The sequence below is a fragment of the Bacillus sp. BF2-3 genome (assembly GCF_008368795.1).
GTDB classification, from domain to species: domain Bacteria; phylum Bacillota; class Bacilli; order Bacillales; family Bacillaceae_G; genus Bacillus_A; species Bacillus_A cereus.
The window spans coordinates 84,636-105,002 of the sequence record NZ_QOSA01000025.1 but is presented as its reverse complement, the minus strand read 5'-3'; the positions used below and the strand labels follow the sequence as shown (position 1 = coordinate 105,002).

The following is a 20,367-nucleotide window of genomic DNA, read 5'->3' as shown; positions in this document are numbered from 1 at the left end:
CCTTACTCCATCTCTGCAAATACCATACGATCTTTTCCGTTAATATCGAAAACAACTTCAACATGAGCATGTGGAAAAGCTTGTTGTAACAATCTTTTTACATCCTCACCTTGTCCTACTCCAATTTCAAACGCCACAATCGCTTTCTTCTGCAACACATTCGGCAATTCTTCCATAAAACGGCGATAGAAATCTAATCCGTCTTCACCACCAACAAGTGCTCTCTTCGGCTCATGCTCTTTCACAACAGGAGAAAGACCACGCCAATCCTCTTCCGGTATATATGGAGGATTTGAAACAACAACATCTAGCTTTTGACCCGTTTTATGAAATGGTGACAATAAATCACCGTGATAGAACGTTACTTCTGCACCTAAAGCTTTTGCATTTTCTTTTGCAACTTCAATCGACTCTTGTGCAATATCTACTGTATACACATGAAGATTTTTATTTTCTAAAGCAAGCGTAATAGAAATCGCTCCACTACCTGTACCTATATCTGCTACATGTAGTTTCTCATCACCAAAATGGCGCTCGATTCTTTCTAATACTCCCACTATAAGCTCTTCTGTTTCCGGCCTTGGTATTAATACTTCTTCATTCACAAAGAAAGACCGTCCATAAAACATTTCATAACCAATCATATATTGAATAGGAATACCTTCTACATGCTTATGGATAAACTCCGTAAAGCTTTTCTCTTGTTCCTCAGTTATTTCTTCACGCATATTCATAAGTAATCCTGTTCTGTTCACCTTTAATACATGACAAAGGACAATTTCTCCCGCATTTTCATCTCGTCCATTTTCCTGTAAAAAAGAAGAAGCCCATTTCAGGGCTTCATAGACACGCATTACTCAGCTGCCTCCATCTTTTGAGCCTGATCTTCCATCACTAAGGCATTGATGAAATCATCTAACTTACCTTGTAAGATTTGATCTAGCTTTTGAATCGTTAAACCGATTCGATGGTCTGTAACACGGTTTTGCGGGAAGTTATACGTACGAATACGCTCTGAACGATCTCCCGTACCAACAGCTTGTTTACGGTTTTGATCATACTCAGCTTGCGCTTCTTGTCTAAACTTATCATAAACACGTGCGCGTAATACTTTCATCGCTTTTTCTTTATTCTTGATCTGTGATTTCTCATCCTGACAAGATACAACTACACCAGTCGGTAAATGCGTTAAACGCACCGCTGACATCGTTGTATTAACGCTCTGTCCACCAGGTCCACTAGAAGCGAATGTATCAACACGAACATCTTTCTCATGAATATCAATTTCTACTTCTTCTGCCTCTGGTAATACAGCTACAGTTGCTGTAGATGTATGAATACGTCCACCAGATTCCGTTTCAGGAACACGTTGTACACGGTGAGCACCATTCTCGAATTTCAGCTTCGCGAAAGCACCTTTACCATTAATCATAAAGATAATCTCTTTATATCCACCTAACTCTGTATAGCTAGCCTCAATAATCTCCGTTTTCCAGCCCTGTACCTCAGCGTAACGGCTATACATACGGTATAAGTCACCAGCAAATAAAGCTGCCTCGTCTCCACCAGCAGCTCCACGAACCTCAACGATAACGTTCTTATCATCATTAGGGTCTTTTGGAACAAGTAAAATTTTCAGACGCTCTGATAATGTTTTATCTTGTGATTCTAACTCAGAAACTTCTTCTTTTACCATTTCACGCATTTCTGCGTCTAACTTATCTTCTAACATTGCTTTCGCATCTTTTAATTGCTCACGAACATCCTTATACTCACGATACACCTCTACCGTTTCCTGTATATCAGACTGTTCCTTTGAATATTCACGAAGCTTATTTGAATCACTAATAATCGCTGGATCACTTAACAATTCATTTAACTTCTCATAACGATTTTCTACAGCTTGCAAACGATCTAACACATCATTCACCTCTACATCCTAGTATCTAATACAAATAGTATATGGTACTTACTCAAAAAAACGCAAATTATATTTAAAAGCGCAAGCGGCTCGCTCAGAATTGCAGGCCATTGGAGCTCTCGACCTTGAAGCGCTTTTTGCTTCGAGCGAGAGAGCGAAATGGCCGGAGATTCTAGCCGCTGGAGCTAGATAATATATTTAAAAGTGGCAGTGGCTCTTTCAGCTCTGACCAACTAAGGTTCTTTCGACCTAAAGGTGCTTTTTACCTTTCGGGCGGAAGGTTCTTAGATGCGAAGAGCTAGCCACCGGAACTAGATATATTTAAAAGCGTAAGCGGATCACACCACTCACACTCTCTATTTTGAAAAAAACCCGCCTTGCGCAGCGAGTTTTACTTATCTTTGTTTGCAGGTACTGCATGACAATGACGACAACGTGGTTCATACGATTCTGCAGCTCCAACTAAAATAATTGGATCATCAAATGCCGCTGGTTCTCCATCAATTAATCGTTGTGTACGACTTGCTGGAGATCCACATACAGAACATACTGCTTGTAGTTTTGTCACATGTTCAGCAATCGCCATCAGCTGAGGAACTTGTCCAAATGGTAGACCACGGAAATCTTGGTCTAAACCAGCTACAATGACACGATAGCCACGATTTGCCAATACTTGCACCACTTCCACAATGTCCCCATCAAAAAATTGCACCTCATCGATTGCAATAACATCCAGCTCTTCTGTAATATGTTCAAATATATCCTTTGAAGCTGAAACAGGAACTGCTTTTACCTTTAATCCGTTATGTGATACAACATCTTCTTCACTATATCGATTATCAATACATGGTTTAAATACAATTGCATGTTGTTTTGCAAATTGCGTACGGCGCACACGGCGGATTAGCTCTTCTGACTTGCCAGAAAACATACTACCGCAAATCACTTCAATCCAGCCATTTTGATTTATTAAGTACATGAAGCTCTCCTTTCATCTACTTTTCAGTTAAAAGTAGGGTAAAGGTATAATATTTTCGCAAAAAAAACAGACAAGCGAATACATACACTTGCCTGTTTTATGTTTTTATTACTTAAGACCGTATTTCTTATTGAAGCGGTCAACGCGTCCGTCTGCAGTAGCAAACTTCTGACGTCCAGTGTAGAATGGGTGAGAATCAGAACTGATCTCAACTTTTAGTAATGGATAAGTGTTACCATCTTCCCACTCAACAGTTTCGTTAGATCCTTTAGTAGATCCGCTTAAGAATTTGAAGCCTGTGTTTGTGTCCATGAATACAACTTTCTTGTAATCTGGGTGAATTCCTGCTTTCATTCTTTTCATCTCCTTCCGCCCTGAATCATTTTCGAAACAGAGTTTTTCATCTTCAGCTGCATACACAACTATATTGATGAAACACATATGATGAAATTATAACAAGGCTAACTTCATTTTGCAACTACCTGTTTTTGTCTTTTGAAATTAAAAGTGTAGACGGCTCGTTTAGCTCTGACCGGCTAAGGTTCTCTCGCACAAAAGGTGCTTTTTACCTTTAGTGCGGGAGGTTCTTAGACACGAAGAGCTAGCCGTCGGAACTAGATACAATTTAAAAGCAGAAGCGGCTCGTTCAGAATGGGAGGGGGATGGAGCTTCTGACGTAGAGGTGCTTTTTACCTTGTAGGAAGACGCGAAGCCATCGACCATTCTAGCCGCTGGAGGGAGCTCATCCAGCTCTGACTAACTCAGGTTCTTTCACTTATTTCTCTCTTTAATATCACCTAAACAGCATAAAAAACTCGCTTACTATAAAATAAGCGAGTCTTGATTTTTTCCCTTTACTTAGTTGTTACATACCTTTTCGAGTCTGCAACAATGTTTTGTAAAAACTCTTCATTTGTCTTCGTTTGACGAAGCTTACGTAAGAAACTTTCAACAAAGTCTGGTGTATCACGCATTGTCTTACGAATGCCCCATAACTTGTCTAAATGTTCTTTTGGAATTAATAGATCTTCTTTACGTGTACCAGAACGACGAATATCAATCGCTGGGAAGATACGACGTTCAGCTAATGAACGATCTAAGTGAAGTTCCATATTTCCAGTTCCTTTAAATTCCTCGTAAATAACATCGTCCATACGTGATCCTGTATCAACAAGGGCTGTTGCTAAAATTGTTAAGCTACCGCCTTCTTCAATATTACGTGCAGCTCCAAAGAAACGCTTCGGTCTATGGAAGGCAGCTGGATCGATACCACCTGATAATGTTCTACCACTTGGTGGAATAACGAGGTTGTAAGCTCGAGCTAAACGGGTAATACTATCCATTAAAATGATAACATCTTTCTTGTGCTCTACAAGACGCATCGCACGTTCTAACACAAGCTCCGCTACTTTAATATGATTTTCTGGTACTTCATCAAAAGTAGAACTTACAACATCTCCTTTAACAGAACGTTCAATGTCTGTTACTTCCTCTGGACGCTCATCAATTAAAAGTACAATTAGTTCTGCTTCCGGATGATTTGTTGTAACACTGTGCGCGATTTCTTTTAATAGACTTGTTTTACCAGCCTTTGGAGGCGCAACAATTAAACCACGTTGTCCAAATCCAACTGGTGCGATTAAATCCATGATGCGTGTCGGTAACTTTTTCGGTTCCGTTTCCAATTTCATTTGGCGATCTGGGTATAATGGTGTTAATGCAGGGAAATGCACACGCTCTTTTGCTGAATCTGGATCATCTCCGTTTACAGCTTCAACTTGTAATAACCCAAAATAGCGTTCATTTTCTTTCGGAGGTCGTACTTTACCAGAAACCTTATCTCCATTACGTAAATCGAAACGACGAATTTGCGAAGCTGAGATATAAATATCTTCTGAGCTTGGAGAATAGTTGATAGGACGTAGGAATCCAAATCCTTCTGATTGAATAATTTCTAATACGCCTTCCATGAAAAAGAAACCTTCTTTTTCTGCTCGAGCTTTCAAAATAGAAAAAATCAGCTCTTTTTTCGTTAACTTGCTATAATACGAAATCTTAAATTCTTTCGCAAGCTCGTATAACTCTTTTAATTTCATGTTTTCTAATGCTGCAATTGACAAATTCATTCAGACACCACACTTTAACGTTATTCTCTTTTTTCATGGGTAAAGGGAAAAAATACGGAAGGCAAATAATTAATAATGAAAGGCAATAAGTTCAAGTAGGGTAATATTCACTATTGTAACCCTTTTATCTAGTTTTAATCAATACGTTGGAACACAAATACAAGAAGCGAAGACAAGAAAATTTGTCTTCGCTTCTTATTTAATTTAGTTCCAGCTCCGATAGTTAGAAAGATCGACCATTTTAACCTTTCTGAAGGAGCTGCTTACGCTTTTTATTTAATAACCAAGTTTGGTTTTTTATTTAAGCTATGACGACCATCTACGAAGCGAACTGTGCCTGATTTTGCGCGCATAACAAGGGATTGCGTTGTTCCTACGCTACCTTTAAATTGAACACCGCGTAATAGTTCTCCATCTGTTACGCCTGTTGCTGCAAAGATTGCATCGTCACCTTTTACTAAGTCCTCCATGCGAAGGATACGATTAATGTCTTCTATGCCCATTTTTTTACAACGTGCTAATTCAGCTTCGTTTTGTGGCAATAGTTTTCCGTGAATTTCTCCACCTAAACATTTTAAAGCAACTGCTGCTAATACACCTTCAGGTGCTCCACCAGATCCAAATAAAATATCTACACCTGTACGATCAAACGCTGTATTAATCGCTCCAGCTACATCTCCATCATTAATCAATTTAATGCGCGCACCAGCTTTACGAATTTCTTCAATAATTTCTTGATGACGTGGACGATTTAAAACTGTCGCTACAACATCTTCAATATCTTTATTTTTCGCTTTCGCAACTGCACGTAAGTTATCAATAATAGGCGCATCAATGTCGACCGCCCCAACTGCTTCTGGGCCAACCGCGATTTTATCCATGTACATGTCAGGGGCATGTAACAAATTACCGTGGTCTGCAATTGCAATGACAGCAAGAGCATTCCAGCCACCAGCTGCTACGATGTTTGTCCCTTCTAAAGGATCAACCGCAACGTCTACACGTGGTCCATATCCTGTACCTAATTTCTCTCCGATATATAGCATTGGTGCTTCATCCATCTCACCTTCACCAATTACAACTGTACCTTTCATCGGAATTGTATCAAATACATCACGCATAGCTGATGTTGCTGCACCGTCTGCCTCATCCTTTTTCCCGCGCCCCATCCAACGCGCTGATGATAAAGCTGCAGCCTCTGTTACACGTACTAACTCCATAGATAAACTTCTTTCCACGATAATCCCTCTCCTTTAAGCCTTTATATTTCTGCCGTATTTTGTGAACCGTGTTTTTCTATAAAGTGTACTTCCGCAAGTAGTGATGCTTCGCTTCCCCCTTGCGGAAGTATCACTTATGCGTTCTTCATTTCTTCAATTTCTTGCTTTGTCATTTGTTCTCGCCAAATGTTTGCACCAAGCCCTTTAAGCTTGTCCACTATATTCTCATAACCTCGATCAATATGCTCAAGTCCTGTTACTTCTGTAATTCCATCTGCCATTAACCCTGCAATAACAAGTGCCGCTCCTGCTCGTAAATCACTCGCCTTCACTTTTGCACCTTGCAGTAACACAGGACCAGTTACAATTGCCGAACGACCCTCTACTTTAATTTGAGCATTCATACGACGTAATTCATCAATGTGTTTGAAACGGGCACCGTAAATTGTATCTGTTACAACTCCCGTCCCGTGTGCCTTTGTTAAAAGCGTCGTAAACGGCTGTTGTAAATCCGTTGGAAAACCTGGATATACAAGCGTTTTGATATCAACTACTTTTAACTTTCTATTACCGTTCACCGTAATTTGATCATCGTTCGTTTCAACTTGAACACCAGCTTCTCTTAGCTTTGCAGTAACTGATTCTAAATGCTGAGGAATAACGTTATCAACCGTTACTTCTCCTCCTGATGCAGCTCCTAGAATCATATACGTACCAGCTTCAATACGATCTGGGATGATAGTATGGTGACAACCATGTAAAGAGTCAACACCATCTATTCGGATTACGTCAGTACCAGCACCTTTAATACGTGCTCCCATGCTTGTTAACAATGTAGCTACATCAATGATCTCAGGCTCTTTCGCTGCATTTTCAATAACAGTTCTACCTTTCGCTCGTACAGCTGCTAGCATAATATTAATCGTAGCTCCTACACTAACAACATCTAAATAAATACGTGCCCCGCGTAGCTCATCTGCTCTTAAATAGATGGCACCTTGTTCATTCGTAACATGTGCACCTAGCGCTTCAAACCCTTTAATATGCTGATCAATCGGCCTCGGTCCTAAATGACATCCACCCGGAAGCCCAATAACAGCTTTTTTAAAACGGCCAAGCATTGCACCCATTAAATAATAAGAAGCGCGCAATTTTTTCACTTTTCCATTTGGCAAAGGCATTGCAACCATGTTAGAAGGATCGACTACCATCTCTTCCTCCTGTCCATAAGTTACTTTCCCTCCAATTTCCTCTAGTAAGTCTCCTAACATTTTCACGTCCGAAATATTAGGGACACCACCAATAGTTACTGGAGTATCTGCTAAAATTGTCGCTGGAATTAATGCAACGGCACTGTTCTTTGCACCACTTACTCGAATTGTTCCATTTAAAGCTCTTCCGCCTTCAATTAGCAATTTTTCCATATTGAGCTCCCTTCTTGTGAATGTATTTACTTTCTATCTTTTTATAGAAAGCTCCCCTTAAGAATCTCAATTACTCTTTCCATCCCAAAACTCAATAAATAGGAAACCATTATCTTCATTTCTCCTGTAGCACGAATAGATAAAGATCAACTATTCATCGAATTTACTTTATCAATTTAGATACGTTATCACATTTATTAATAGGACTATGCACATTATTTTCTATTTAAAAACCAAAAATGATAAAATCTTTAGACTTGTTCACGCTTTCATTATACAACGAAAGGAAACCGTCTAAAAGACTAGACGGTTTCCAAAACGGAATTTTATTCTTACGCTTTACCGTTAGAACCGAATTCGCGAATTTTACCAATAACAGTTGCTTTGATAGCGTCGCGGCCAGGTCCGATAAATTTACGAGGATCGTAAACTTCTTGGTCTTTATTTAATACTTCACGAACAGCTTTTGTAAACTCGATTTGGTTCTCAGTGTTTACGTTGATTTTTGAAGTACCTAAAGAGATAGCTTTTTCGATATCAGCAGTTGGGATACCAGTACCACCATGTAATACTAAAGGTACGCCAGTGAAGTCACGAACTTGTTCCATTTCAGCGAATCCTAAGTTAGGCTCACCTTTGTAAGGACCGTGTACAGAACCTAAAGCTGGAGCTAGGCAATCGATACCTGTTGCTTCAACAAGGTGCTTACACTCTGCTGGGTCAGCGTAAATTACGCCTTCAGCGATTACGTCGTCTTCTTGTCCGCCAACTGTTCCAAGCTCAGCTTCAACAGATACGTTACGAGCGTGTGCGTATTCTACTACTTGTTTAGTAGTTTCAACGTTTTCTTCGAATGGGTGGTGAGAAGCGTCGATCATTACAGATGTGAAACCTGCATCGATTGCTTCTTTACATTTTTCGAAGCTTGAACCATGGTCAAGGTGAATCGCTACAGGAACAGTGATGTTCATTTCTTCGATTAAAGCTTTAACCATAGCTACAACTGTTTTGAAACCAGTCATATGACGAGCTGCACCCTCAGATACACCTAGGATTACAGGAGATTTTTCTTCTTCCGCAGCAGCTAAGATAGCTTGAGTCCACTCTAAGTTGTTCATGTTGAATTGACCAACTGCGTATTTTCCTTCTAGTGCTTTGTTTAGCATTTCTTTCATAGAAACTAAAGGCATGGTGAATCCTCCTAAAAAACGTTTTTTGTATCCGATAAGTTCTTATCGCTGGTAGTATGACCAGAATAAGGTAAAATATGTATATCTACATACCGGACTTTTTTCTACACTCAATAGGATAACAACTTGTACTCAAAAACTCAACCGTATTCACCTGCACAATAGTCCATGTAAACGCTTTTTTCCATATTTTTTATAAAAAATTCATTTTTATGCCTCTACAGCGAGCTCATTTCTCACAGCTTGACGAATTTCATCAATATCAAATGGTTTAGCAAAATGCATTAAAGCTCCTAAATCTTTTGCTTCTTGGATCATATCAAGCTCTCCATAAGCAGTCATTAAAATTACTTTAATACTCTCATCAATTTCTTTTACATGCTTTAAAATCTCTATACCATCCATGCCTGGAATTTTCATATCTAACACTACTAAATCTGGATTATCTTTTTTCACGATATCTAAAGCTTGAAATCCATTCGCTGCTTGGAATGTCTGATAACCTTCTTTTTGGAACACTTCATGTAATAACACACGAATCCCATATTGATCATCAACGATTAAAATTTTACCTTCCATAATTCCCAACCTTTCTGTGTAAGTACAAGATTTAAAGCTTCTTATATCTTAACGATTTAATTTCGCTATTCTTTGGCAAATTCCTTCCTATTCTTTCTTATTTTACCGTTTCCTATTTTGTTATGCTACCCTACGATTTCACCTTTCTAAAAAAATAAATTATAATGAAAGCCGGCAAACACGTACGAAGGGAGTAACATTATGTTAAAAATTTTTTCAACTCAATTAAGTGGTTATTTCTCCAGAGTTTCTCAAAAAGAAGAAATGAATATAGAAGATAGCGCTCGTTTACTTGCTCAAGCATTAGTTGGCGATGGTTTCATTTATTTACATGGTACAAATGAAATGGAGGGCGTTGTTGCCGAGGCACTATTCGGTGCTGAACCAATGAAGCAAGCAAAACGCTTATTTGAAAATGGTAAAGAAGCAGAAGTAACCTCTGCGGATCGTGTACTTCTTATTAGCCGTTTTTCAACAGATGAAGCGGTTGTAGAAATTGCAAAAAAACTACAAGAAGAGGGACACTCTATTGTCGGCATTTCTGCTCTTCAAGAAGGTACGGAATCACTCGAACGATATACAGACGTACATATTGATACAAAACTGTTACAAGGTCTTATTCCAGACGATGAAGGTAATCGCTACGGATTCCCAAGTTTAATAGTAGCCTTATTTGCTTATCACGGGATCAAATTCACAATCGATGAAATGTTAAATGAATATTAAAAAAAGCGCCTTATTTCAGGCGCTTTTTTTATTACTTGCTCTCTTTATTCGTAATAGAAGCTCTTACGAAGTCATGGAACAATGGTTGTGGACGGTTTGGACGAGAAACAAGTTCTGGGTGGAACTGTGCTGCCACGAACCAAGGATGATCTTTTAATTCAATGATTTCAACTAGACGACCGTCTGGGCTTGTACCAGAGAATACAAATCCTTCTTTTTCCATATCCGGACGGAACTGGTTGTTGAACTCATAACGATGACGATGACGTTCATATACAACCGGCTCATTATAAGCATTGTAAGCATTTGTTTCTTCAGCAAGCTTACATGGGTATAGACCAAGACGAAGTGTACCACCTAGGTCCTCTACATCTTTTTGTTCTGGTAATAAGTCGATGATTGCATATGGTGTGTCAGGGTTGATTTCAGAAGAGTTAGCACCTTCTAAACCTAATACATTACGTGCAAATTCGATTGATGCAAGTTGCATACCTAAGCAAATTCCTAAGAATGGAACTTTGTTTTCACGAGCATATTGAATCGCAACGATTTTACCTTCTACACCACGATCACCGAAGCCACCTGGTACAAGGATACCATCTGTATCGCCAACTAATTCTTTTACGTTTTCTGCTGTTACGTGCTCAGCATTTACCCATTTTACTTCTACATCTGTGTCGAATGAGTAACCAGCATGACGAAGTGCTTCTACAACAGAAATATAAGCATCTTGAAGTTCTACATATTTACCAACAAGAGCGATTTTTGTTTTCTTAGAAAGATTACGCACTTTGTTAACTAGAGCAGTCCACTCTGTCATATCTGCAGCTGGATTGTCTAATTTTAAGTGGTCACAAACGATTTGGTCCATGTTTTGTTCTTGAAGAGATAATGGGACCGCATATAAAGTATCTGCATCGCGAGCTTCGATAACCGCTTTTGTATCGATGTCACAGAATAATGCAAGCTTGTCTTTCATATCTTGAGAAACAGGCATTTCTGTACGAACAACGATAATGTTTGGTTGAATACCTAAGCTACGAAGTTCTTTAACACTATGTTGTGTTGGTTTTGTCTTCATTTCACCCGCTGCTTTTAAGTACGGGATTAACGTACAGTGAATGTACATTACATTGTCACGACCGATGTCGCTCTTAATTTGACGGATTGCTTCTAAGAATGGTAGAGACTCGATGTCACCAACAGTTCCACCGATTTCTGTAATAACAACATCCGCATTTGTTTCACGACCAGAACGATATACGCGTTCTTTAATTTCGTTAGTAATGTGAGGAATAACTTGAACGGTTCCTCCTAAATATTCACCGCGACGCTCTTTTTGAAGAACTGAAGAGTAAATTTTACCTGTTGTTACGTTGCTGTATTTGTTTAAGTTAATGTCGATGAAACGCTCATAGTGACCAAGGTCTAAGTCAGTTTCTGCGCCATCATCTGTTACGAATACCTCACCGTGTTGATATGGGCTCATAGTCCCTGGGTCTACGTTAATGTATGGATCAAACTTTTGAATCGTTACGTTTAAACCACGATTTTTTAAAAGTCTTCCAAGAGATGCTGCTGTAATACCTTTTCCTAAAGACGATACTACACCGCCTGTTACAAAAATATACTTAGTCATGAAAAAGCTCCCTTCTATTTTGCTGTTATATAATCACCGTTGCAAAGCGCAACGTATGTAGATAACACTGTATCCATCTTATTGTTAGACTCTTTTTATTTTCTAAACAAAAAACAAAAAAGAAAATTGCTCCCCTCATCACAAAAAGTAATAAGTAGGGAGCAATTTTCTTTTATATTTACACTTTAAAAGTATTATCGTCCTTTTTTAAAGAGCCCAAAAATGATTCTACATGGACGATAATGAAAAGTCAAGAACTACAGTTCTTCCTCTTCTTCTTCTTCAGTTTCGTCATACTCAAGTTCTTCTTCAGCGAAGTCGTCGTCATCTTCGTCTAAATCATCAAGATCGTCGTCATCTCCGTCTTCTTCTTCAAGAACCTTGTCCAAATCTTCTACATCATCATCTTCGTCTTCACTTACGTCTGCATCGTCGAAGTCATCTTCATCTTCTTCAATGTAGTCGTCAAAACCGTCTTCTTCAACTTTACGTTTCTTCTTCGGTTTTGGTTGAGGCAAGATTTCTTCATCAATTTGCTCGTATGGGTACCAGCTGCGTAGCCCCCAACGATTTTCTCCTAAATTAATGAAACGTCCATCAATGTTTAAGTCTGTATAAAATTGTGCGATTTTCGCATTAACTTGCTCTTGAGATAGTCCCAGCACTTGAGCGATTTCTTGAACCAACTCGTTGAATGTCGTTGCTTGTTTTTTATCCCCTAAAACGCTATGTACAACTTCAATCATTGAACATTCTTTTAGCTCTTCTGGTGAATATTGCTTAAAATCCACTTATGCGGCACTTCCTTTCATCAAATATAACCTTATATATAACGGCCTGCTTAAAAAAATCCATACTATTCATTATAAACAAAAGTCGCACAAATATGCTACAAAAAAAACGGGAAACTTTTATAGGGTAGTAAAATTATAATTTGTCTGTTCCTTATTTCGGAAGCATATGGGCCCCTTGCAATACATACCTAATTTGCATTTCTGTATATTCTTCGAGCGTATACAGTTTTTGCAGCGCCCAGCGTCTAAATCCCCACATCTGTCCTTGTATAAAAATATTATGGGCAAGAAGCTGTATTTCTTTTTTATTTAATGTAAATGTTCCATTTTCCGTACACTGTTCTAAAATATTCTCGAACATTCCTACCATTTGAAACTCCTTTTCTAATACATACGGAAGTGATTCTTTCGGTAAAAAGCGTACCTCTTGATACATTATCAATACTTCTTCCTGTAATTCATCCATCACTTTAAAATAATTCGTTATTGCTATCTTTAAACTTTCTACACTCCCTTTTTCTGTACAAACTACTTCCTCTAATCTTTCTTTTACATGTTCATAAATACTATCACAAACTAAATACAAAACATCATCTTTTGTACGAATATACTCATAAAGTGTCCCTATACTAAATCCAGCCGCTTTTGCAATTTCTCTCGTTGTTGTACGCGGAAATCCTTTTTGTTTAAACAGTTGCACCGCACCTTTAATCATTTGCTCACGTCTTAACGCAACTAATTTTTCATCTTTCACCGATGCATGTACATTATGTTTAACCATTCCCTTCACCTCTCTCTATTATTTTTTGGAAGGAAAAAGCGTAGGAAAATACCTACGCTTTCGTTCCTACTTCGTTAACATACGAGAAATTACAAGCCTCTGAATCTCTTGTGTTCCTTCATATATTTGTGTAATTTTTGCATCTCGCATATAACGCTCTACTGGATAATCTTTCGTATAACCGTAACCACCAAATACTTGCACCGCTTCAGTCGTCACCCTCATCGCTGTATCTCCTGCAAATACTTTTGACATCGCTGACTCTTTTCCATACGGAAGCCCTTCTGATTCAAGCCAAGCCGCTTGATATGTTAAAAGGCGTGCCGCTTCTACATCTGTTGCCATATCCGCAAGTTTAAAGCCAATCCCTTGCTGCGCCGCAATTGGTTTTCCAAATTGATGGCGCTCCCTTGCATATTCTACAGAAGCATCTAAAGCCCCTTGTGCAATACCAACAGCTTGCGCCGCAATACCGTTACGACCTCCATCTAATGTTTGCATCGCAACTTTAAACCCTTGCCCCTCTTCTCCAAGTAGATTCTCTACAGGAATACGGCAATCTTCAAACATAATTTCAGTCGTTGGTGAAGAGCGAATCCCTAGCTTGCTCTCCTTCTTCCCAACTGAAAATCCCGGTGTATCACTTTCTACAATAAATGCACTCGTACCGCGCTGCTTTGATTCAGGATCAGTTAGCGCAAAAACAACGTAAATATCAGCAATACCGCCATTTGTAATGAAAATTTTTGATCCATTTAAAATATAATGGTCTCCATCTCTCTTTGCGATTGTCTTCATTCCACCAGCATCCGATCCAGATCCTGGCTCCGTTAAGCCGTATGCACCAATTTTCTTTCCTTCAGCCATCGGTCGTAAAAACTTTTGCTTTTGCTCTTCCGTCCCAAATTTAAAAATTGGCCATCCTGCAAGTGAAGTATGCGCGGACAGTGTTACGCCTGTTGAAGCACAAACGCGGGATAATTCTTCAATAGCGATTACGTACGCTAAGTAATCGCTTCCAATTCCACCGTACTCTTCAGGCCACGGAATACCGGTTAAACCAAGCTCTGCCATTTGATCAAATAATTCTCGATCAAATCGCTCTTCCTCATCACGCTCAGCTGCTGTTGGTGCCACTTCATTTTTAGCAAAATCTCGAACCATTTTTCTTATCATTTCATGTTCTTCTGATAGTTTAAAATGCATCTCCGTCTCCCCCTCGCCCTTTTATAAAGCACGGCTAATAACAAGTTTCTGTATTTCACTTGTTCCTTCATATATTTGCGTGATTTTCGCATCACGGAAAAATCGTTCTACTGGATAGTCTTTCGTATAACCGTAACCACCAAACACTTGCACCGCCTCAATCGCGACTTCAACCGCTGTCTTAGAAGCAAATAATTTCGCAATAGATGCTTCTTTACCGCATGGTAAGCCCTGTGCCCTAAGAGATGCCGCTCTATATACGAGTAACCTTGCTGCTTCGACACTTGTTGCCATATCTGCAAGCTTGAAGCCAATCCCTTGCTGCGCCGCAATTGGCTTCCCGAATTGCTCTCTTTCTTTTGCATAATCAATTGCACAGCCAAGCGCCGCTTCAGCAATTCCTAACGCCTGCGCACCGATTCCAATTCGCCCAACATCTAAATTCGCCATTGCCACCTTAAATCCTTGTCCTTCTTCCCCAAGTAAATTCTCAGCTGGCACTTTCATATCTTCAAAAGTAAGTTGTACTGTACGAGAACCGAGAAGTCCCATCTTATGTTCATCTTTTCCAATGATTAAACCAGGTGTATCTTTCTCTACTATAAATGCAGAAATACCACTTTTTCCTGCCTCTGGATTTGTAGAAGCGAATACAATGTATGTACTTGCTTCACCACCATTTGTAATAAACACTTTCGATCCATTAATAATATAATGATCACCTTTTTTCACAGCTCTTGATTTCAAACTCCCTGCATCTGATCCTGCATTTGGCTCTGTTAAAGCAAATGCACCTAAATATTCCCCAGTTGCAAGTTTAGAAACATATTTTTTCTTCTGTTCTTCTGTTCCGAAATATAAAATCGGATTCATTCCAACTGACGTATGTACAGCTAAAATTACACCAACTGTTGCACTTACCTTTGAGATTTCCTCAATTGCTAGAATGTAAGATATAAAGTCCATTTCTGCCCCACCGTATTTTGCAGGCGCTGGAATACCCATTAATCCAAGCTCACCCATCTTTTGCAAAATCTCTTTCGGGAACACCCCTTGTTCCATACTAGGAACAAAGGGAGCTATTTCCTTCTGTGCAAAATCCCGAACCATTTTCCTCATCATTTGCTGCTCTTCATTAAAACGAAAGTTCATATATTCCGCCTCCATTTGCTATATATCCTTTAAATAATTTGGTAAGACCACTATGTTGTAACAAAGGGGGCATTTATTCGTAAACGTAGAATCCACGACCTGTTTTACGCCCTAACCATCCTGCATTCACATACTTACGTAATAACGGACATGGGCGATATTTACTATCTCCTAATCCTTCATGCAACACTTCCATAATGTATAAACACGTATCTAAACCGATAAAATCGGCGAGTGTCAAAGGCCCCATCGGATGGTTCATACCAAGCTTCATGACTTCATCAATTGCTTCTTTCGTCGCTACACCTTCATATAACGTATAAATTGCTTCGTTAATCATCGGTAGCAAAATACGATTTGATACAAAACCTGGGAAATCATTCACTTCAACTGGTACTTTCCCAATTTTTTTCGTAATATCTTCAATTGCTTCATATACCGCATCATCGGTAGCCAAACCACGAATAATCTCAACAAGCTTCATAACTGGAACTGGATTCATAAAGTGCATACCGATTACTTTTTCCGGACGCTTCGTTACCGCTGCAATTTCTGTAATTGGCAGAGATGACGTATTCGTTGCTAAAATTGCGTGTTCTGGAGCAATTTCATCTAGATTCGCAAAGATTTTCTTTTTAATATCCATTTTCTCAACAGCGGCTTCAATAATAAGATCCGCTTCTTTCACACAATCTAAATCAAGCGTTACTGTAAGACGATTTAATGTGGCTTCCTTCTCTTCTTCCTTCATACGTCCTTTTTCTACTTGCCGTGCTAAGTTTTTCGTAATGATAGCCAATCCTCTATCTAATTGCTCTTGCTTTAAATCTTGTACCTTCACGTCATATCCTGCCATTGCACATACTTGTGCAATTCCTGATCCCATTTGCCCTGCACCAATTACAACAATGTTTTGTACACCCATTTTTTCTTCCCCCTTAATTGTTAATAAATTTTATACCCTCGAACTTTAATTAGTGAACTTCAATCATCACTGCGTCCCCTTGACCGCCACCGCTACAAATCGAAGCAATTCCAATTCCGCCGCCGCGCTGCTTAAGTGCATGGATTAGTGTAACGATAATGCGCGCTCCGCTTGCTCCAATTGGATGTCCCATCGCTACCGCGCCGCCATTTACATTCAATTTTTCCGGATCAATTCCTGCGATTTCTGTACTTGCAATTGCTACCGCTGCAAAGGCTTCATTAATCTCGAATAAATCAATGTCTTCAATTGTCTTTCCTGTTTTTTCAAGCAATGCGTTAATTGCATAACCTGGAGTTCTTGGGAAATCTTTAGATTCCACTGCAATTGCTGTATGCGCCAAAATTGTCGCTAATGGCTTTCTTCCTTCTTGCTTCGCTCTGTCTTCGCTCATTAATACAAGTGCGGCACCACCATCGTTTAGTCCCGGCGCATTACCAGCTGTCACCGTCGCTGTCTTATCAAATACAGGTTTTAACTTTGCTAACTTTTCAATCGTTGTATCTTCACGTGGCGCCTCATCCTTTGCAACGACAATAGGATCGCCTTTTCTTTGCGGAATCGTTACTGGCACGATTTCCTCTTCAAAACGCCCTTCTTTATGCGCTGAAACCGCACGCTGATGGCTACGATATGCCCATTCATCTTGCGCTTCACGAGAAATTCCATCTTCCTTTGCAACTTCTCCGCCATAAACGCCCATGTGTGTACCTGAAAATGCGCATGTTAAACCGTCAGCAACGTTTAAATCAATAACTTCGTTGTTGCCCATTCTGTATCCCCATCTTGCTCCACGTAAAATGTAAGGACTGTTACTCATCGACTCCATACCGCCAGCTACAATCAGTGATTGATCGCCAGTACGAATAATCTGATCCGCTAACGTAACCGCACGAAGCCCTGATGCACAAACTTTATTCACTGTTTCCGTCTGCACTTCCCAAGGGATTCCAGCAGCCCTCGCAGCTTGGCGCGATGGAATTTGTCCCTGCCCACCTTGAATAACCGTTCCAAATATAACTTCTTCAACATCACTAGCCGCAACATTTGCTCTTTCAAGTGCTGCTTTAATTGCAATTCCTCCAAGTTCCGTCGCTTTTACATCCTTTAAAGATCCTCCAAATTTTCCAACTGGTGTTCTTGCGGCACTTAAAATAACTGTTTTACTCATGTTTCTTTCCCCCATTTCATTTTTTAACACTGAGCGCTCGCTCGGTATCCCTACGTTGAGAAGAGGTGCAATCATTGCACCTCTTTCTAAAGTTGTATACATTCTTACAAACTACATTGCTTCTTTTTTCTGTCCGATAACAGATCGTTCTAAAATCTCTGTCACATCAAGAGTTTGAACTTTCTCTTCTACCTCTTTCGCTTTCGTTCCATCACTGATCATCGTTAAGCAATATGGACAACCTGTACCGATAATGGATGGCTGTACAGCTAATGCTTGTTCTGTACGAGCAACGTTAATACGAGAACCTGTTGTTTCTTCCATCCACATTAAGCCACCACCTGCGCCACAGCACATTCCAGTTTCACGGTTACGTGCCATTTCTACAAGATTCACTCCAGGAATCGCTTTCAAAATGTCACGTGGCGCTTCGTACACTTCGTTGTATCTTCCTAAATAACAGGAATCATGGTACGTAACTGTTTCTTCAATAGCGTGAACAGGCTTTAAGCGCCCTTCTTTCACCCACTGAGCTAACAATTCTGTATGATGATAGACTTCTGCTTGCAAGCCAAAGTCCGGATACTCATTTTTAAATGTGTTATAAGCATGAGGATCAATCGTAACGATTTTCTTCACTCCTGCCTTTTCAAATTCTTCGATATTCTTTGTCGCCATCTCTTGGAATACAAATTCATTTCCGAGGCGGCGTGGTGTATCTCCGGAATTCTTTTCTTTATTACCGAGAATTGCGAATGAAATACCTGCTTCGTTCATTAACTTCGCAAACGATATCGCAATCTTCTGACTACGATTGTCGTATGATCCCATTGAACCAACCCAGAATAAATACTCGAATTCCTCCCCAGCTTTTGATTTTTCTTTTACAGTTGGAACTGTTACTTCGTCATCACCTTGGCGCCATGTTTCACGCTCTTTACGGTTCAGACCCCACGGATTCCCTTGACGCTCGATATTTGTCATCGCGCGTTGTGCTTCCGCGTCCATTTTTCCTTCTGTTAAAACGAGATATCGACGTAAATCAATAATTTTGTCAACATGCTCATTCATAACTGGGCATTGATCTTCACAGTTACGACACGTTGTACATGCCCAAATCTCTTCTTCTGTAATAACATCTCCGATTAAACTCGGATCGTAAGCGAGCGTTGTAGACGCTGATTCTTGTTGTCCTTTTCCAGCTGCCATCATCGCTAACTGATTTCCTTGTGTATTATTGAAGGCAACTACTGGAACCCACGGTGCTTTTGATGTTACCGCAGCTCCTTTATCAGTTAAATGATCGCGAAGTTTTAAAATTAAGTCCATCGGCGATAACATTTTTCCTGTTCCTGTTGCCGGACACATATTTGTACAACGGCCACACTCTACACAAGCGTATAAGTCAATAAGTTGATTTTGTCTAAAGTCTTCAATTTTACCAACACCAAATGTTTCTTGCGTTTCATCTTCAAAATCAATCTTTTCAAGCTTCCCTGGGTTTGAAAGACGACCGAAGAATACATTAGCTGGTCCTGCAATTAAATGCGCATGTTTTGATTGTGGAACATACACTAAAAACGTTAACAAAATTAGTAAATGCACCCACCAAGAAAAATAGAACACTGAAATGGCTACGGTTTCATTTATCCCGCTAAAAACGTAAGCGATTGCAGAAGCAATTGGTTCACTCCATGAAAGCTCCTCGCCATGCCATATAAGTCCCATACCGTTACCAAGTAGCACAGAAATCATTAAGCCACCGATAAAGATAAGAACAAGACCTGATTTGAAGTTACGTTTTAAACGAACAAGCTTTTCTACATAACGTCTATGAAAAGCCCAAAATACTGCAATTAAAATAACAAGTGTGACAATTTCCTGGAAGAATGTAAATGCAGGGTATAGTGGTCCAAGTGGAAGATGTGATCCTGGTGCGAGTCCTTTCCAAACGAAGTCAATTGCTCCAAATTGGACAAGAATAAATCCGTAAAAGAACATAACGTGAATGATGCCGCTTTTCTTATCTTTCAGCAGCTTTTTTTGACCGAAAACATTGACCTTAAGGAGATCCCAACGCTCTTTAAAACGACGGTCAAATTCAATTTTTTTTCCTAATTGTATGTAGGCCATTCTCGTCCGTATAAGATATACAAACAAATATCCTGCATAAGCAATAACAGCAATGGCAGCCAGCCAATTAATGATCAGTAAGCTATTCATTTTTATGCTACCCCTCTCTTTGTAAGCCCTCTTTCTTTTTTGAATCTTCAAAAATATATAATTTTCTGAATTATATCCCCTATCCCCATTATATAATGAGTGAGCATTCAGTCAACAGTTTTTTGTTATAGAACAACACATTTTTTCATAAAGCTGTTTATTTCGGTGAAACTATAAAGTGAAACTTTAATCAGCAGGGGTGGTTCATCCCCCTCTAATTATTAGTTGAACCAATCGGGCTTTTACGGGCA

Annotated in this window: 18 protein-coding genes; 1 reads left to right on the top strand and 17 read right to left on the bottom strand. The window is 39.5% G+C overall.

The genetic code is table 11. The features are described from left to right. Positions 1 to 2: 2 nt before the first annotated feature. The 9 genes from prmC to spo0F all read right to left on the bottom strand — a co-directional run bounded on the left by prmC (position 3) and on the right by spo0F (position 9,439). Entirely contained in the window at positions 3 to 854 is an 852-nt protein-coding gene (gene prmC / locus DN401_RS19835) for a peptide chain release factor N(5)-glutamine methyltransferase (protein WP_001267065.1), read from the bottom strand. After that, entirely contained in the window at positions 854 to 1,921 is a 1,068-nt protein-coding gene (gene prfA / locus DN401_RS19830) for a peptide chain release factor 1 (RefSeq protein ID WP_000887064.1), read from the bottom strand. The genes prmC and prfA overlap by 1 nt, the downstream gene beginning before the upstream one ends. Before the next feature lie 391 nt (positions 1,922 to 2,312). Further along, positions 2,313 to 2,900, bottom strand: a complete 588-nt coding sequence (locus tag DN401_RS19825; protein ID WP_000280858.1) for a thymidine kinase — start codon at positions 2,898 to 2,900, stop codon at positions 2,313 to 2,315. 108 nt (positions 2,901 to 3,008) lie between these two features. Continuing rightward, positions 3,009 to 3,254 (bottom strand): type B 50S ribosomal protein L31, encoded by a 246-nt coding sequence (locus DN401_RS19820; protein WP_000643433.1) that lies wholly within the window; start codon positions 3,252 to 3,254, stop codon positions 3,009 to 3,011. 500 nt (positions 3,255 to 3,754) lie between these two features. Further along, positions 3,755 to 5,026 (bottom strand): transcription termination factor Rho, encoded by a 1,272-nt coding sequence (gene rho / locus DN401_RS19815; RefSeq protein WP_001053903.1) that lies wholly within the window; start codon positions 5,024 to 5,026, stop codon positions 3,755 to 3,757. A 272-nt stretch (positions 5,027 to 5,298) separates the two neighbouring features. Beyond that, positions 5,299 to 6,264: a class II fructose-bisphosphatase gene (gene glpX / locus DN401_RS19810; RefSeq protein WP_000442340.1), complete on the bottom strand. Its 966-nt coding sequence runs from the start codon at positions 6,262 to 6,264 to the stop codon at positions 5,299 to 5,301. A gap of 116 nt (positions 6,265 to 6,380) precedes the next feature. Beyond that, entirely contained in the window at positions 6,381 to 7,670 is a 1,290-nt protein-coding gene (gene murA, locus DN401_RS19805; protein WP_000413254.1) for a UDP-N-acetylglucosamine 1-carboxyvinyltransferase, read from the bottom strand. Positions 7,671 to 8,002: 332 nt separating this feature from the next. Then, the gene (locus DN401_RS19800) at positions 8,003 to 8,860 is read right to left on the bottom strand and encodes a class II fructose-bisphosphate aldolase (RefSeq protein WP_001131855.1); all 858 of its coding nucleotides are present in this window, start codon (positions 8,858 to 8,860) and stop codon (positions 8,003 to 8,005) included. Between the two features lie 210 nt (positions 8,861 to 9,070). Next, positions 9,071 to 9,439, bottom strand: coding sequence for a sporulation initiation phosphotransferase Spo0F (gene spo0F, locus DN401_RS19795; protein WP_000398594.1), 369 nt, complete (start codon positions 9,437 to 9,439; stop codon positions 9,071 to 9,073). Between the two features lie 201 nt (positions 9,440 to 9,640). Between spo0F and DN401_RS19790 the strand changes: the two genes are divergently transcribed. Further along, the gene (locus DN401_RS19790) at positions 9,641 to 10,165 is read left to right on the top strand and encodes a DUF2529 domain-containing protein (RefSeq protein ID WP_000912403.1); all 525 of its coding nucleotides are present in this window, start codon (positions 9,641 to 9,643) and stop codon (positions 10,163 to 10,165) included. A gap of 31 nt (positions 10,166 to 10,196) precedes the next feature. On the opposite strand, the gene pyrG is transcribed toward DN401_RS19790, so the two are convergent. From pyrG to DN401_RS19750, 8 genes are all read right to left on the bottom strand, one after another. Continuing rightward, positions 10,197 to 11,804 (bottom strand): CTP synthase, encoded by a 1,608-nt coding sequence (pyrG, locus tag DN401_RS19785; RefSeq protein WP_000170460.1) that lies wholly within the window; start codon positions 11,802 to 11,804, stop codon positions 10,197 to 10,199. A 257-nt stretch (positions 11,805 to 12,061) separates the two neighbouring features. Continuing rightward, positions 12,062 to 12,595: a DNA-directed RNA polymerase subunit delta gene (gene rpoE, locus DN401_RS19780; protein WP_000346279.1), complete on the bottom strand. Its 534-nt coding sequence runs from the start codon at positions 12,593 to 12,595 to the stop codon at positions 12,062 to 12,064. A 154-nt stretch (positions 12,596 to 12,749) separates the two neighbouring features. Further along, positions 12,750 to 13,379: a TetR/AcrR family transcriptional regulator gene (locus tag DN401_RS19775; RefSeq protein WP_000238605.1), complete on the bottom strand. Its 630-nt coding sequence runs from the start codon at positions 13,377 to 13,379 to the stop codon at positions 12,750 to 12,752. A 66-nt stretch (positions 13,380 to 13,445) separates the two neighbouring features. Beyond that, positions 13,446 to 14,585, bottom strand: coding sequence for an acyl-CoA dehydrogenase AcdA (gene acdA, locus DN401_RS19770; protein WP_000545544.1), 1,140 nt, complete (start codon positions 14,583 to 14,585; stop codon positions 13,446 to 13,448). Between the two features lie 21 nt (positions 14,586 to 14,606). Beyond that, positions 14,607 to 15,737 carry an acyl-CoA dehydrogenase gene (locus DN401_RS19765; protein ID WP_001011179.1) on the bottom strand — a complete coding sequence of 377 codons (1,131 nt, stop codon included), beginning with the start codon at positions 15,735 to 15,737 and terminating at the stop codon, positions 14,607 to 14,609. A 73-nt stretch (positions 15,738 to 15,810) separates the two neighbouring features. Further along, entirely contained in the window at positions 15,811 to 16,662 is an 852-nt protein-coding gene (locus tag DN401_RS19760) for a 3-hydroxybutyryl-CoA dehydrogenase (RefSeq protein WP_000538874.1), read from the bottom strand. 49 nt (positions 16,663 to 16,711) lie between these two features. Beyond that, on the bottom strand, positions 16,712 to 17,995 hold the full coding sequence (locus DN401_RS19755) for an acetyl-CoA C-acetyltransferase (RefSeq protein WP_002026635.1): 1,284 nt from the start codon (positions 17,993 to 17,995) through the stop codon (positions 16,712 to 16,714). A 9-nt stretch (positions 17,996 to 18,004) separates the two neighbouring features. Beyond that, complete coding sequence (locus DN401_RS19750; RefSeq protein WP_001086776.1) at positions 18,005 to 20,116, bottom strand: (Fe-S)-binding protein; 2,112 nt, start codon at positions 20,114 to 20,116, stop codon at positions 18,005 to 18,007. Positions 20,117 to 20,367 lie beyond the last annotated feature (251 nt).